The 14342-nt window shown below is 64.3% G+C and carries 17 protein-coding genes; 6 read left to right on the top strand and 11 right to left on the bottom strand.

Translation table 11 applies throughout. From position 1 onward, the window contains the following. A complete protein-coding gene (locus EV641_RS19725; RefSeq protein WP_132473998.1) occupies positions 1-1299 on the bottom strand; it encodes a hypothetical protein in 1299 nt (432 codons plus the stop codon). 136 nt (positions 1300-1435) lie between these two features. On the opposite strand from EV641_RS19725, the gene EV641_RS19720 reads away from it, so the two are divergent. Next, positions 1436-2119 (top strand): TetR/AcrR family transcriptional regulator, encoded by a 684-nt coding sequence (locus EV641_RS19720; protein ID WP_132473996.1) that lies wholly within the window; start codon positions 1436-1438, stop codon positions 2117-2119. On the opposite strand, the gene EV641_RS29300 is transcribed toward EV641_RS19720, so the two are convergent. From EV641_RS29300 to EV641_RS19705, 4 genes are all read right to left on the bottom strand, one after another. Then, entirely contained in the window at positions 2110-2370 is a 261-nt protein-coding gene (locus tag EV641_RS29300) for an LLM class flavin-dependent oxidoreductase (RefSeq protein WP_054712283.1), read from the bottom strand. The genes EV641_RS19720 and EV641_RS29300 overlap by 10 nt on opposite strands. After that, a complete protein-coding gene (locus tag EV641_RS29295; RefSeq protein WP_054712281.1) occupies positions 2367-2573 on the bottom strand; it encodes an LLM class flavin-dependent oxidoreductase in 207 nt (68 codons plus the stop codon). The genes EV641_RS29300 and EV641_RS29295 overlap by 4 nt, the downstream gene beginning before the upstream one ends. Beyond that, on the bottom strand, positions 2570-3406 hold the full coding sequence (locus EV641_RS19710) for an SDR family oxidoreductase (protein WP_132473992.1): 837 nt from the start codon (positions 3404-3406) through the stop codon (positions 2570-2572). Before EV641_RS19710 ends, EV641_RS29295 begins: the two co-directional genes overlap by 4 nt. A 91-nt stretch (positions 3407-3497) precedes the next feature. Then, complete coding sequence (locus EV641_RS19705; RefSeq protein ID WP_241997362.1) at positions 3498-3917, bottom strand: VOC family protein; 420 nt, start codon at positions 3915-3917, stop codon at positions 3498-3500. Between the two features lie 130 nt (positions 3918-4047). Here EV641_RS19705 and EV641_RS19700 point away from each other — a divergent pair, with 130 nt between their 5' ends. Genes EV641_RS19700 through EV641_RS19685 form a run of 4 tightly spaced genes read left to right on the top strand, consistent with a single transcriptional unit; the run spans position 4048 to position 8121 of the window. Then, positions 4048-5349 (top strand): acyl-CoA dehydrogenase family protein, encoded by a 1302-nt coding sequence (locus tag EV641_RS19700; protein WP_132473990.1) that lies wholly within the window; start codon positions 4048-4050, stop codon positions 5347-5349. A gap of 26 nt (positions 5350-5375) precedes the next feature. Next, positions 5376-6368, top strand: coding sequence for a phosphotransferase family protein (locus EV641_RS19695; RefSeq protein ID WP_054712358.1), 993 nt, complete (start codon positions 5376-5378; stop codon positions 6366-6368). After that, positions 6365-7144, top strand: coding sequence for an enoyl-CoA hydratase-related protein (locus tag EV641_RS19690; RefSeq protein ID WP_054712274.1), 780 nt, complete (start codon positions 6365-6367; stop codon positions 7142-7144). The genes EV641_RS19695 and EV641_RS19690 overlap by 4 nt, the downstream gene beginning before the upstream one ends. 5 nt (positions 7145-7149) lie before the next feature. Next, on the top strand, positions 7150-8121 hold the full coding sequence (locus EV641_RS19685; RefSeq protein ID WP_132473988.1) for an NADPH:quinone oxidoreductase family protein: 972 nt from the start codon (positions 7150-7152) through the stop codon (positions 8119-8121). 100 nt (positions 8122-8221) lie between these two features. On the opposite strand, the gene EV641_RS19680 is transcribed toward EV641_RS19685, so the two are convergent. From EV641_RS19680 to EV641_RS19655, 6 genes are all read right to left on the bottom strand, one after another. Further along, entirely contained in the window at positions 8222-8686 is a 465-nt protein-coding gene (locus tag EV641_RS19680) for a hypothetical protein (protein ID WP_054712271.1), read from the bottom strand. A 29-nt stretch (positions 8687-8715) separates the two neighbouring features. Next, a complete protein-coding gene (locus EV641_RS19675; protein WP_132473986.1) occupies positions 8716-9315 on the bottom strand; it encodes a TetR/AcrR family transcriptional regulator in 600 nt (199 codons plus the stop codon). Between the two features lie 115 nt (positions 9316-9430). Next, a complete protein-coding gene (locus EV641_RS19670) occupies positions 9431-10579 on the bottom strand; it encodes a thiolase family protein (protein WP_132473984.1) in 1149 nt (382 codons plus the stop codon). Between the two features lie 54 nt (positions 10580-10633). Then, a complete protein-coding gene (locus EV641_RS19665) occupies positions 10634-11839 on the bottom strand; it encodes a CaiB/BaiF CoA-transferase family protein (RefSeq protein ID WP_054712265.1) in 1206 nt (401 codons plus the stop codon). After that, positions 11839-13005 (bottom strand): acyl-CoA dehydrogenase family protein, encoded by a 1167-nt coding sequence (locus EV641_RS19660; RefSeq protein ID WP_132474158.1) that lies wholly within the window; start codon positions 13003-13005, stop codon positions 11839-11841. The genes EV641_RS19665 and EV641_RS19660 overlap by 1 nt, the downstream gene beginning before the upstream one ends. 98 nt (positions 13006-13103) lie before the next feature. Beyond that, positions 13104-13412, bottom strand: coding sequence for a hypothetical protein (locus EV641_RS19655; protein ID WP_054712261.1), 309 nt, complete (start codon positions 13410-13412; stop codon positions 13104-13106). A 308-nt stretch (positions 13413-13720) separates the two neighbouring features. Between EV641_RS19655 and EV641_RS19650 the strand changes: the two genes are divergently transcribed. Beyond that, positions 13721-14257 (top strand): carboxymuconolactone decarboxylase family protein, encoded by a 537-nt coding sequence (locus EV641_RS19650; RefSeq protein WP_132473982.1) that lies wholly within the window; start codon positions 13721-13723, stop codon positions 14255-14257. The last annotated feature ends 85 nt before the right edge of the window (positions 14258-14342 follow it).

Raw genomic sequence — 14342 nt, 5'->3', positions numbered from 1 at the left:
CTACTCCCCCACGATTCCGCGGACGTATGCGTCCATGGTTCCGGCACAGGTGATCTTGTCGTCGTCTCCGAGGTCGGAGTACCGCACGATGTTCGGCATCACGGTCTCGCCGTCACGTCCGCACGGGCACCGGCCGAGGTCGACCGTGATCTTGTCACCGGAGATCGTGCCGCCCCAGCGACCGTCGACGGTGGTGTCGACGAATGCTGCCCGGCCTTCGACGAGGTTTCCCGACGCTTCGGCAAGCGCGTCGCCGTCCTTGTTCAGGACCAGGAGCACAATTGCGTCCGGTACGTGGTAGCGGCCCTCTTCCGGGCACTTGAACATGCGGTTGTTGAGTTCCTGCATGGAGTAGTAGTGCAGGAAGCGTTCCGGAGCGATGTTGAGCATCCGGTAGATCTGTTCCTGGTAATCGTCGGGCAGGTTCGTGCCCTTGAGTCCGCCACCGCTGGTCAAACCGTTGATGCCGGTGATGTCGCCGTCCTTGACACCGCGCTCGCGGAGGACTTCGACGAGGCGGTACAGCTGCGGGAACTGCGAGCTGAACAGGATGTTCTCATCGCGACGCGCGAGGATCTGGTCGGCGTAGTGGTTCAGCTTCTGTTCCTGGAGCGCCGCACGTTCGGCGGCTTCCGCCTCGAACGACGCGATGTCGTCAGGAGCGGCAGTTCCGTCGGCCATGGCGCGACGCACCGCCGACAACCGGGACAGGTAGCGATGGAACCCTTCCGGCGCGGGCCCGTCGAAGAGCGGGAGCGCATCGGACCTGGAGAACGACTTGATGATCAGATCGCGCACGGCTGCGTGCTGGGTCTGTCCGGTGTCGGGTCCGACGGGGATGACGTGCCATGCCTTTTCGGGCGGCATCCCCAGCGAGTCGAAGCAGTCGAGCAGGTTCTGCTTGTTGACCTCGAAGTCGCGGATGGACTTGTTGAGGAACGAGCCCTTTCCACTGGTTCCGCTCGAACTCGACACCATGTGGCCGGCCTTCTCGAGCGCGGCGATCCAACCATCCACATCGGTGACACCGGAGACGTCGACGTCATCGAGCCGGCGCGTGGAAAGGGAACCGAGCCACCGGTTCATCTGTTCCCACTTACCCTTGGCGATCAGCGATTCCGGGTAACTCTTGTAGGTTGTGTGGGGGAAGAGCAGAGGAACGATGTCCTCGCGGGAACTGATTTCGGTGATGCCCTGATCGTTCGCACGCTGAGTCAGAACGGGGACCTGTTCCCGCCGTTCCTGGAAGTACGCGTTCAGCGTCCCGATGACGTCTTTCTGCATCGTCGCTTCTGTCACTGTGCCCTCCGGCCGTTGAGTTTTCGGAAGATCCGAGATAACTAGACTTGTGGGTATAGTTAGCGAATACGGATAACCATACTCATCGGGAAAGTTTTATGTCCAGAGGCAATTTTGTTTGGCACACTCGTCACCTATGACACCGGTGAACGATGTGCCACACACCGACAGCATCGGTCGGCGCCGCGGCGGCCGACCGACCAGGGAGGAAGCGGGCAAACTCGACGAAGCCGTTCGCGAGTCAGCACTCCGACTGTTCCTCGAAAACGGTTACGAGGGCACGACGATGAACGCCATCGCCGCCGCGGCCGGAACCACGAAACCGTCCCTGTACGCACGCTTCCCCACCAAGGAAGACGTCTTCCGGTCAGTACTCGGGTGGGCCATGTCGCGCAGCGACTGGCCCTGGCCCGAACCCGAGCTACCTGATTTCGACGACCTCGAGAAGGCTCTGACCGCGATCGCCGGCACCGCAGTCCGGCGCGCCCTCGATCCGTCGATGATCAAACTCCAGCAGGTAGCGGTCGCCTACGCGTCCCGCTACCCCGATATCGCCCGCAAGGCACTCGGTTCCGGGTACTGGCCGCGCACGAGACAGGTCGCCGAACTCCTTCGCCGGCACGCGGCCACCGGCTCCATCGTGGCCGACGACCCAGATGCCCTCGCCGAACTGTTCCTCGGCATGGCGGCCGGCGCACCGGCGCGCCTCGCATCGTTCGGGATCATCCGCGAAAATCCCGACGAGCACACCCGTGCAGCGGTCACCCTGTTCCTGCGCAGCCTGCGCCCGGAGACGGACCGTCCGAGGTCCTACGAGTAGGCCACGATCTCGTTCTTCATCAGCGCGATCTTCTCCTCGACCACCGCGTACTTGTCGCGAGCATCGAACCCGTGATCTTCGAACTCGTCGTTGTTCCACCCGAATCCGACGCCCAGCACGAGACGACCACCCGACATGACATCGAGCGTGGACACAGCCTTTGCGTAGGAAATCGGGTCGTGCCCACCGGGAAGTGCCGTGCAGGCTCCGACGGTCAGGCCGGTCGCCGCGGCGACGAACGACAAGCTCACGAGCGGGTCCCACAGACGGAAGCAGCCGTCGGGTAGGACTCCGCCACCGGGGAAGGGTGTTTCGCGACACTCGGAATACGTGAATGCTCCGGCACGAACAGTGATTCGAACCCGCGAGCCTCCGCGGCACGCGCGAGGTCGACCAGCGGCATCGACGTATCGGCTCCGCCGTAGTGCAGCCCGACTCCCATGGAGTCGGTCATGTCGCGGACTTTTCGCGTTGGGCAGTAATTGCTGCCATGACACCGCCGTCGACGAGAACGTCGATGCCGTTGACGAAGCTCGCGTCGTTTGACAGCAGGAACGCCACGACCGTTGCGAGTTCGTCGGCCTGCCCGAGTCGTCCGAGTGGCGTCGCGCGTTGCATGTCGGCGATACGCGGATTGCTCGCCGCCTCCTGACGCCCCTGCGGAGTATCGATCAGTCCCGGCGACACGGAGTTCGCCCGCGCCCCTGCAGCACCGAGGCGGACAGCCTCCGCACGCGCGAATCGCTGCACCCCGTGCTTCGCCCACGAGTAGGCGATACCCGGTTGCTCGATCGATTCACCGACGATCTCACGGAGCTTGTCGAGGAGCTCCCCGTCGAGCGGATCATCCAGGACCGCACCCAGTTCCGGCTCCGGATCCATTCGCCCGATCAACGGCGCCATGGAGGCGAAATAGACCATTGCAGTGCCTGCGGTGGCGAGTGGACGGAGCGCCTCCGCCAGCAGCGCGGTGCCGACGAGATCGACCGACACGATCTTCCGCCAATCGGCCATCGTCGGCGAGATACCCGCAGCATGAGCGACGGAACGTAGCGTCCCGAGCTCGGCCGCGCGATCGGCGAGCCGACCGAGCGCCGCGGCGTCACCGACATCGGCGACGAACGGCTCCACCACCGTCCGCTCCGACGACAACTGCGATGCCGCCTCCTTCGCGGAGGCTTCATCGATGTCGACGAGCAGCAGTGTGTCGACCGTGCCGACCACCCGCTCCGCGCATGAAAACCCCATGCCGCGTCCGCCGCCGGTCACGATCCCTACGTTGCCCATACTTTCCCCTGTTCGCCTGGTTGATGTGCCGACCTGCAAGCTTTGATGTGCCGATCCGGCAGGTTTCCGCTGTGCCGACCCTGCAATATGCCTAGCGCGACGCCGCCCAGCACTGCGACATGCCGGGTTCCGCCACCCGGGTGACGAATTCGAGGAGGAGCCCCGATGGGCTGCGCATGAAGGCGAAGAAGAGGCTGCCGTCGGGCGCTCGGCGGGTCGCTTCCGTGCTGTAGCCCTGGCCGGCGAACTCGTCGCGATCCGCGTCGACGTCGTCGGACCAGTAGCCGAGGTGGTGGATTCCGGGGACCGACTCCCACAGGGGCGCGGCTGCACTCCGGACGAGTTCGATGCGCGGTTCGGTGATCGAGAACGCGCACAACAGGTCGACAACTTGATCGCCCGTGGGGAGCCTCACGGCAACCTCACCGCCCACCTCCGGCCCCCATTCGTATCCGAAGAGCTGCGAGAACTCCGCCTTGGTCGCGGCCAGGTCGTCGGTCACGACGCCCATGTGGAAAAGGTCTTCGGCTTTCAACTCGGTGCCTTTCGTAGCGGACTGTTCCAAACCGTCTTCAGTCGTGTAAGAATAGCATTCTGGAAAGACGGAATTAATATTCTTTGGATCAGAGAGGAGCCAGGCAATGGCGTGGGACTTCGAAACCGACCCCGAATACCAGGAGAAACTGGACTGGGCCGACGCCTTCGTGCGCGACGAGGTCGAGCCCCTGGACCTGGTGTGGGAGCACGAACAGTTCGTACCCCTCGACGGACTTCGGCGCAAGGCCATCGATCCGCTCAAGCAGCGGGTTCGTGAACAAGGCCTGTGGGCCACACACCTCGGCCCGGAACTCGGCGGGCAGGGCTACGGACAGCTCAAACTCGCACTGCTCAACGAGATCCTCGGACGCTCGTCTTGGGCACCGATCGTCTTCGGGTGCCAGGCACCCGATACCGGCAACGCCGAGATCATCGCGCACTACGGCACTCCCGAGCAGAAGAAGAGGTACTTGCAACCGCTGCTCGACGGCGAACTCTTCTCCACCTACTCGATGACCGAACCACAGGGCGGCGCCGACGTCGCGCAGTTCCGCACCCAGGCGGTCAAGGACGGCGACGACTGGGTCATCAACGGCTGGAAGTACTTCTCCTCCAACGCCAAGACCGCCTCGTTCCTGATCGTGATGGCCGTGACCGACACCGAGGTACCGGTGCACAAGGGCATGTCGATGTTCCTCGTGCCCGCCGACACCCCGGGCATCAACATCGTGCGAAACGTCGGTCTGTACGGCGAACCGATGAACGGCGGTAGCCACGCGCTCATCCACTACGAGGACGTGCGAGTACCCGCCGACGCACTCCTCGGTGGCGAAGGCCAGGCGTTCGCCGTCGCCCAGACCCGCCTCGGCGGCGGCCGCATCCACCACGCGATGCGCACCATCGGCCTCGCCCAGAAAGCTCTCGACACGATGTGCGAGCGCGCGCTGAGCCGTGAAACCGCCGGCAGCCGCCTCGCCGACAAGCAGACCGTCCAAGGCTATATCGCCGACTCCTACGCGCAGCTGACACAGTTCCGTCTGTTCGTGCTGCATACCGCCTGGAAGATCGACAAATACAACGACTACAAGAAGCTCCGTAAGGACATCGCGACGGCGAAGATCGTGATGCCGACCGTGCTGCACGACATCGCCTGGCGGGCAATGCAGGTACACGGAGCGCTCGGCGTCACCAACGAGATGCCGTTCTTCCGGATGATCCACGGCGCGGCCGTGATGGGCCTGGCCGACGGCCCTACCGAGGTCCACAAGACCACCGTCGCCAAGCAGGTCTTGCGCGACTACACCGCAACCGACGACCTGTGGCCCTCGGAGTGGATTCCGCGTAAGCAGGACGAAGCCCGTGCCAAGTACGCCGAATACCTCGAACTGGAAGTGGGGAACCTGTGATCGACACGAAACGACTCGCCGAGTGGATGGACGAGCGCGGACTGCCCGGTAAGGGCGCCCCGCTCGAAGCCACCTATCTTTCCGGCGGCACGCAGAACGAGATCTACAAGCTGGTCCGCGACGACTTCACGAGCGTCATCCGGATCCCTCCCGCGGCCGCACCCGCCGACCGCGACAGCGGAATCATGCGCGAGTGGCGGATCATCCAGGGCCTCGACGGCACCGACGTCCCCCACACCGCTGCGATCGCCGCATGCGAGGACACCTCGGTGCTCGGCCGCGCCTTCTACCTCATGGGATTCGTCGACGGCTGGTCCCCGATGGACCACCGGGACGGCTGGCCCGCTCCGTTCGACAACGACCCCAAGGCACGAGCCGGTCTCGCCTACCAGCTTGCAGAGGGCATCGGTCTGCTGTCCAAGGTCGATTGGAAGGCGCAGGGCCTCGAGGGCCTCGGGCGGCCGGACGGTTTCCACGATCGGCAGGTCGACCGCTGGACCCGATTCTTCGAGCGGATCAAGGCCCGCGAGATCGAGGGCATGGACATCGCCACCAAGTGGCTGCAGAATCACCGCCCGCTCGACTACATCCCTGGCCTGATGCACGGCGACTACCAGTTCGCGAACGTGATGTACGAACACGGTGGACCCGCGAAGCTCGCGGCCCTCGTCGACTGGGAGATGGGCACTGTCGGCGATCCGAAGCTCGACCTCGGCTGGATGCTCATGAACTGGCCCGAGGACATGGACGCTCCCGGAGAAAGCGCAGTCAGCTACGTCGACCTGAGCGGTATGCCGAACCGGTCGCAGATGCTCGCCCACTACTCCGAGGTCTCCGGCCGTCAGGTCGACGACATCGATTACTACCTCATCCTCGCCAAGTGGAAGCTCGCCATCGTCCTCGAGCAGGGATTCCAGCGCGCCGGCGACGACGTAAAGCTGCAGTCGTACGGACCGGTCATCACCGATCTCATGAAGTCGGCCGCCGAACTCGCCGAGTCGACGGGGTACAAGGGATGAGCGCGCCGGTGGAGGGACTCGTACGAGAACAGCACGGCGCGGTTCTCCTCTTGCGTCTGGACCGCCCCGAAGCACGGAATGCGCTGACCGCCGCTGTGATCAACGGAATCGGTGCAGCCGTCGAGGATGCGGAGGCAGATCCCCAGATCCGGGCGTTGGTCCTCACCGGAACGGGAGACCGCGCGTTCTGCTCGGGCATGGACCTGCGGGCATTCGCCGGCGGGGAGAAGATCGGTCTGGACTCCGGCCCCGGAGCCGCCTACGCGCGACTGGCCAAGGGCGAGACCGACATTCCAGTGATCGGCGCAGCCAACGGCACCGCGATCGGAGGCGGGCTCGAACTCCTTCTCGGATCCGACATCATCGTCGCCTCTTCCGCTGCGAAGTTCGGTCTTCCCGAGGTGAAACGGGGTCTGTTTCCCGCCGGCGGCGGGACGAACATCGGGACACGGATTCCTCGGGCCGCCGCCATGGAGCTGACGCTGACCGGTGACCTGATCAGCGCGCAGCGCGGATACGAACTCGGTCTGATCAACCAGGTCGTCGAACCGGAGGACGTCCAGTCGGCCGCGATGGCATTCGCCGAACGCGTCGCGGCGAACGCCCCGTTGGGCCTGTCCGCGGTGAAGGAACTCGTTCGTCTTGCCCAGTCGGACCCCGCACGGGCCGACGAGCGCCTCGGACATTGGCAGAGCGTCGTCTTCACCAGCGACGACGCGAAGGAAGGTGCCGCCGCGTTCATCGAGAAGCGCGCACCGGTCTGGCAAGGGCGGTAGCGGGCATGCGCGCAGCGATCTGCTCCGAGTACGGGGAACCCGAAGTGGTCCGCATCAGCGTAGGTCCCTCTCCCATTCTCGAACCGGGCCAGGTGCGGGTCAGGGTCGGTGCTGCCGCGGTCAATTTTCCCGATGTCCTGGTCGTCGCCGACAAATACCAGATCAGCGTGCCCCCACCGTTCGTGCCCGGTAGCGAGTTCGCAGGAGTCGTGGAGGAGGTCGCCGGCGAGGTCGGCGACCTCGCCGTCGGCGATCGGGTGAGTGGCACCGGTATCGTCGGCGCGTTCGCGGAGGAGATCGCAGCAAAGGCCGCGTCGCTGAAGCGGATACCCCACGGTGTGGATTACCGCACCGCTGCCGCGTTCGGCGTGGCGCACCGGACCGCCTATCACACGCTCCGGTCGGTGGCTCGGCTCCAGCCGGGTGAAACCCTCGTCGTGCTCGGCGCAGGCGGTGGCGTAGGCCTCGCGGCGGTCCAACTCGGAGCGGTCCTCGGCGCGACCGTCGTCGCAGTGGCGTCATCATCCGACAAGCTGGAAGTTGCGGCGTCGTACGGTGCGAAACATCTCGTCGACCATCGGTCGGGTGATCTGCGTGCCCTGCTGAAGAATGCCGTTCCCGAGGGCGCGGACGTCGTTGTCGATCCCGTCGGCGGCGACCTGTCGGAACCGGTGCTGCGGTCGCTGCGCCGCGGCGGACGCTTCGTCACCGTCGGCTACGCATCTGGGACCATCCCTCGGATACCGCTCAATCTCGTTCTGGTGAAAGGTATCCGAATTCAGGGGTTCCAGTTCCAGGATCTGGATCCTGACGAATACCGGCGAGGCGAGGAAGAATTGGTCGAGCTCCTCGTCTCGGGACGGGCCGTGCCGCACATCGGTGCGGTGTACTCACTCGACGACACCGTCGATGCCCTCCGCCTTGTAGGCGACGGGAGGGCCGTCGGCAAGGTGGTCATCGACCTTCAGAAGGCCTGACCGATCGGACACGACGTCCCGGCACTCATCGGAGAGCCGGGACGTTTGTGATTTCTGGGCTGTCGAACCTTGTTCCGTCGTGCGACCGGGTCGGGTCACATCAGACCGACGTGAGGCGACCCGACTGCGATGCGGTGAACCCGGACGTCCGGAAGGATTCGGTGGGTGCGATCACGGGCTCACGGACTTCCGCTGCAACGAGCGCATGCCGCTTGAACACCTGCGCCGCCCTGCTCATACAGTATTCCGACGGCGAGAACCGGGCGTCGATATCTGCCGGGATCTCATCGCCCCACATGCTGAACTTCGTCAATCCTCGTTCGAGTACCCGGTTCAGGCCCGCTCGGATGCGCTCGTCGGACGAGTAGAGCTCGGCCGATGCCACCAGCGCCTCGGGTACGAGACCATTCTCCGTCGCCAAAGCAGAGTCGAGATCGACGACGCGGGCTCCGAGGATCTCGAGGGGGCGGATGTCTTGATGCTCTCGGGTCAGGACGGTGACTTCCCAACCTGCCTGGACCTGGTCGTAGAGCCAACCTCCGGCGTTGCGCACGGTATCGACCACGCGCGGTGCGACGATGACGACGCGATGCCTCAGATTGTGCTGGTGGGCATGAGCTGTTGCTCGAGCGACTGTGTGAAGTCCTCGAAGATCTCGGCTATCGGGAGCGAACGATCGAGCAGCCATGAGGTTTCCATTCCGTTGAGGAAAGCGACGATTTCCACCGCTTTGACGGCTGGGTTCACATCCATCCGATACCGTCCGGCATGTTGACCACGCCGGATTCCCGCCTCGATCGTGTCGATCGCGGCCCGGTGTCGAACGAGTAGGCGATCGTGCAGCGGAGCATCCGGCTCCAGGTTCTCGATCAGGAGTACAGCAAACATCCCGACCAGGTCAGGGGACTTCTCGAAACGCAAGTACAGGCCCCTGATCTGCTCGATGGGATCTCCCGAACGATCAGCACGTGCATCATCGTCTGCATCCCGCGCGTCGAGCACGGCATGCAGCAATTGGTCCTTGGACTGGAAGTGATGCAGCAGGCCCGCGGGAGTGATGCCCGCGGCCCGTGCGATCTGAGCGAGGCTTGTGCTGCGCCACCCGTTCCTCGCCAACAACCGCTGAGCTGCGCTGAGAATCAGCTCCCTGCGGCCCTCACCCTTGGCGAGAAGCGTGTCGTACGCCCTTTGCACGCTGCCCCTCTCCTTCACGTCCCCAACCTACTGAACACACATTAGGTCGGTTTTCCGAATGTGACAAGGGTCTCAGGCCGAGAATTTTCCTGACTGGATCACACTGCGTGAAACCCTACGCTCCCACCAGTTCGACGACGGTGGCGTTCGCGGTTCCGCCGCCTTCGCACATGGTCTGGAGGCCGTATCGAATTCCATTGTCGCGCATGTGATGAATCATCCGAGTCATCAGTACGGCACCGGAACCTCCGAGCGGATGCCCGAGCGCGATCGCCCCACCGAGGGGGTTGACCAGCTCCGGATCGGCACCGGTCTCGGCGAGCCACGCCAGCGGAACCGACGCGAATGCCTCGTTGACTTCGAAGACTCCGACATCCTTCAGGCCGATCCCCGCCTTCCCGAGCGCCTTCTCGGTAGCCGGGATCGGGCCGGTGAGCATGAGTACCGGATCGGCGCCCGCCACCGCACCCGCCCGATAACGGACGAGCGGGGTCAAGCCCAGCTCCCGAGCCTTCTCCGGCGTGGTCACCAACAGCGCAGCGGCGCCGTCGGAAATCTGCGACGAGTTTCCGGCGTGGATCACGCCGTCGTCGGCAAATGCAGGCTTGAGTCCCGCGAGCTTTTCGACCGTGGTGCTACGACGGATACCCTCGTCAGCGCTGACCGTGCCCTCGTCGGTGACCACCGGCACGATCTGCGCCTCGAACGCCCCGCGATCCTGCGCCGCGGCGGCGCGCTCATGCGAGGTCGTCGAGTATTCGTCGAGTCCAGTACGCGAGAATCCCCACTTCTGGGCGATCTTCTCGGCGGAGATTCCCTGGTTGAACGCGAACCCGTCGTAGCGCGCGAGCGCCCGGGGTCCGTACGGTTGCCCGGACGCGCGCGCCGAGCCCAGTGGGACCCGGCTCATGACCTCGACCCCGCCGGCAACAACCACGTCCTGCTGCCCCGACATCACCGCCTGAGCCGCGAAATCGATCGACTGCTGACTCGACCCGCACGCCCGGTTGATCGTGGTGCCGGGGATCGACTCCGGCCATCCGGCGGCGAGCACCGAGTAGCGGCCGATGTTGCTCGACTGGTCGCCCACCTGAGAGACGCAACCCCAGATGACGTCGTCGACGATCTGGGGATCGAGGCCGGTGCGTTCGACCAGCGCCTCGAGTACGAGCGCCGACAGGTCTGCCGGGTGCACTCCGGCCAGCCCACCGTTGCGCTTACCTACCGGGGTCCGGACGGCCGCAGCAATGACCACTTCACGCATTCGAATTCTCCTGGTTCCAAGTGTGTTTGCCGGCCATCTGTCGAATATCGATCATCACTTCACCGACCCGATCGCGCCCTGTTCACGCAGGCGGTCGATCTCATCGCGGCGGAGACCGAAGTCCGCGAGGACAGCGTCCGTGTGCTCACCGAGGCCGGGTACCGGCGCCATCGGCGGCTCGTAGCCTTCGATCACCGGTGGCGGCAGAATTGCCTCCACGGGCCCGTTCGGGCTCCCGACAGTCCGCCAACGATTACGGGCGGCCAGCTGCGGATGATCGATGACCTCGCGCGGCGTGTTGTATCGCGAATTGCCGATACCCGCCTCGTCGGCAATCTTCTGTACGTGGTCGAGCGGGTGTTGTGCGCACCACGCGGCGATGGCCTCGTCGAGCTCGGCGCGGTTCTCGCACCGTCCTGTGTTGGTCGAGAACCGCTCGTCGTCGGCGAGGTCGTCGCGCTGGATGATCTCGCGCGCCAGACGCTGCCACTCACGGTCGTTGGTCGTGCCGAGTACGACGATCCGGTCGTCGGCGGTGCGATACGAACCGTACGGCGCGACGGCCGGCGAGCTCATTCCGAGCGGTTGCTGTTCGACACCCGAGTAACGGGTGTACGTCAGGGGGTAGCCCATGATGTCTGCCATCGTGTCGAACAGGCTCACCGACACCTTCGACAGTCCACCACCGCGACCCCGGTTGCGTTCCCGTCCGCACAGCAACGCGAGAATCGACAGCGCCGAATACAGTCCGGTGCTGATGTCCGCGACGGGCGGACCCGGCTTCGCGGGCTGCCCGGGGAAGCCGGTGACAGAACACGCTCCCGACTCGGCCTGGATGAGCAGGTCGTAGGCGCGCTTGTGCGACAGCGGCCCGTCGGGGCCATATCCGTCGATCTCGACTGCGATCAGGTCCGGATACTTTTCGGCCAGATCCTCGGACGAAAGTCCCAGCCGCGCCATGGCTCCAGGTGCAAGGTTCGATACGAGGGCGTCTGCGCGCGCCAGCAGTGTGTGGAGTGCCCGGAGACCGCCTTCGGACTTCAGATCGAGGGTGATCGATTCCTTGCCGCGGTTGGCCCAGACGAAGTGCGCGGCCATTCCGTTGACGACGTCGTCGTAGTCGCGAGCGAAATCGCCGCCCTTGGGATTCTCGACCTTGATCACGCGCGCACCGAAGTCGGCGAGGACGCGAGTGCACATCGGCGCGGAGACCGCTTGTTCAAGGGTCACGACGGTGATCCCGGCGAGCGGGGCCTCCATCAGTAACTCCTCGGCAGTCCGAGGGTGTGGGATCCCAGGTAGTTCAGGATCATCTCCTGGCTGACCGGGGCGATGCGCATCACGCGTGCCTCACGGAAGTATCGCGAGACGTTGTATTCCTCGGAATAGCCCATTCCGCCGTGGGTCTGCAGTGCCCGATCCGCGGCGGCGAAACCTGCTTCCGCACAGAGATATTTGGCGGTATTGGCCTCGCGGCCGCACGGCTTGCCGTTGTCGTAGAGCCAGGTGGCCTTGCGCAGGACGAGTTCGGCCGCATCGAGGTGTGCAAGCGCATCGGCGAGGGGGAACTGGATGCCCTGGTTCATGCCGATGGGGCGCCCGAACACTTCGCGTTCGTTACCGTACTTCACGGCCTTGTCGAGCGCGACACGGCCGATGCCGAGAGCTTCGGATGCGATCAACATGCGCTCGGGATTGAGACCGTCGAGCAGCAGCTTGAACCCCTGCCCTTCTTCACCGATTCGGTCCTCGACCGGGATCCGGAGGTTGTCGATGAACAGCTCGTTGGAGGTGACCGCGTTGCGCCCCATCTTCCGGATGGGACGGATGTCGATCTTGCTGCGGTCGATATCGGTCAGGAACAGCGTCATGCCGTCGGTCTTCTTCTCGACCTCGTCGTAACGCTGCGTACGCGTCAGAAGCAGGATCTTCTCCGACTCGGCAGCCTTGGAGATCCATACCTTGCGGCCGTTGACGACGTAGTGGTCACCGTCGCGCTTCGCGAATGTCGTGATGCGTGACGTATCGAGGCCGGCACCCGGTTCGGTCACGCCGAAACAGACGTGCAGATCGCCGTTGACGATGCGAGGCAATGCGCGCGCCTTCATCTCGTCCGAACCGTGTTTGACGACGGGCTGCATCCCGAAGATGTTCAGATGGATTGCGCTCGCGGCATTCATCGCACCGCCGGACCGTGCGATCTCCTCGAGCAGGATCGTGGCCTCTGTGATGCCGAGACCGTGACCGCCGTACTCCTCGGGCATCGTGATGCCCATCCAGCCGCCGTCGGCGAGCGTCTTGTAGAACTCCGTCGGGAACTCGTGCGCGAGATCCTTTTCCATCCAGTACTGGTCGTCGAAGTTCTTCATCAACTCGGCAACAGATTTGCGGATCAGCTCCTGATCCTCACTCAGCGCGAAGCTCATTCCACCCATAGTCGACACCTCATGCCGTCGTTGCGGGGCCGCGAACTGCGCAACTGCGGCAGCACGTCCGGCCTATCTTCAGTCTGCGATCGAGCGAATCAGTCGGAGGCGGGCAACGCCTTGGCTGCCTTGATCGTCATCGGGGTGCCGCCGTACGACAGTTCGCCGGTTCCGGGTGACGTACACAGCACCTCGATCGACCCAGCGGCGTCGACGTATCGCTTGCCCAGAAGGGTGACCACGTCGCCGTCGGGTTTGGAGTCCGGCTTGCCGGGAGGAGCCGCGATCATCGGGCTTCCGCCGCACGTGATCTCCTGCACGCCTTCCGCAGGTGCACGCACGACCACCACACGGGTAGTGCAGACGGTGCTGGCAAGTTGCCCACCAGGGCGCAGGGTTGCAGTCACGGGAAACCTCTCTTTCGGCAGGCGGTTGCGCGCGTCGAGTCATGGACGACCACACGCAGGTGCTCTCACATTAAGGAAACTATCTTCTCGCATCCGGAGAATCAATATGCTCATTCCATCAAGGACCTACGTCCGCAACCGACCGGCCTGCACAATCGGAAGGAGGGCGACCCCCTGGACATCGGCGGACCCACCCTCACGACCTGCAATTACGGCTACTTGACCACCATATGTTGACTATCTCCGCGAGTCGTGAGAATCTACCGTTCGTAAACGAGAATGGCATTCTCAACGAAGAGGAGTTCGGCATGGCCCTAGTGCCCCCGCTGCCGGCAGACCAATGGGACGAGCATGTCGATTCCGCACTGAAGGGGCTGATGCCCCGTCACATGCGCAATCCGGAAGACGCCGGCACTGCCATGGCGACGCTCGTCCGCCACCCGGACCTGACAAAAGCGTTCCTCGGGTTCAGCGTGCACCTGCTCTTCCGGTCGACGCTGTCACCACGGCTGCGCGAGATGACGATCCTGCGCGTAGCGCAGGTGTACGAGTGCGAGTACGAGCGCAGCCATCACATCCGGATGGCAGAGGAAGAAGGCGGGCTGACCCGCCCGGAGATCGAGGCCGCACTGGCCGGCACCGCTGAGGACGAGTTCGAGAACCGCCTCCTCTCGGCAGTCGACGAACTCCACAAGAACACCGCGCTGTCCGAACAGACCTGGAACGCGCTCGGAGAACACCTCAGCGAGCAGCAGCGCATGGACTTCATCTTCACCGTAGGCGGATACGGCCTGTTGGCCATGGCCTACAACACATTCGGCATCGAGTTCGAAAGCGAAAGGTAGAGCCTTGCCACACTTCACCAAACCGGCCGCAGGAAGCTGGACCGAGAACTACCCAGACATCGGTACCGCCCCGGTCGACTACACC

The organism is Rhodococcus sp. SMB37, assembly GCF_004345605.1.
Classification (GTDB): domain Bacteria; phylum Actinomycetota; class Actinomycetes; order Mycobacteriales; family Mycobacteriaceae; genus Rhodococcus.
Note: the sequence above shows the minus strand (reverse complement) of the source record. Positions and strands in the feature narration are given on the sequence as shown.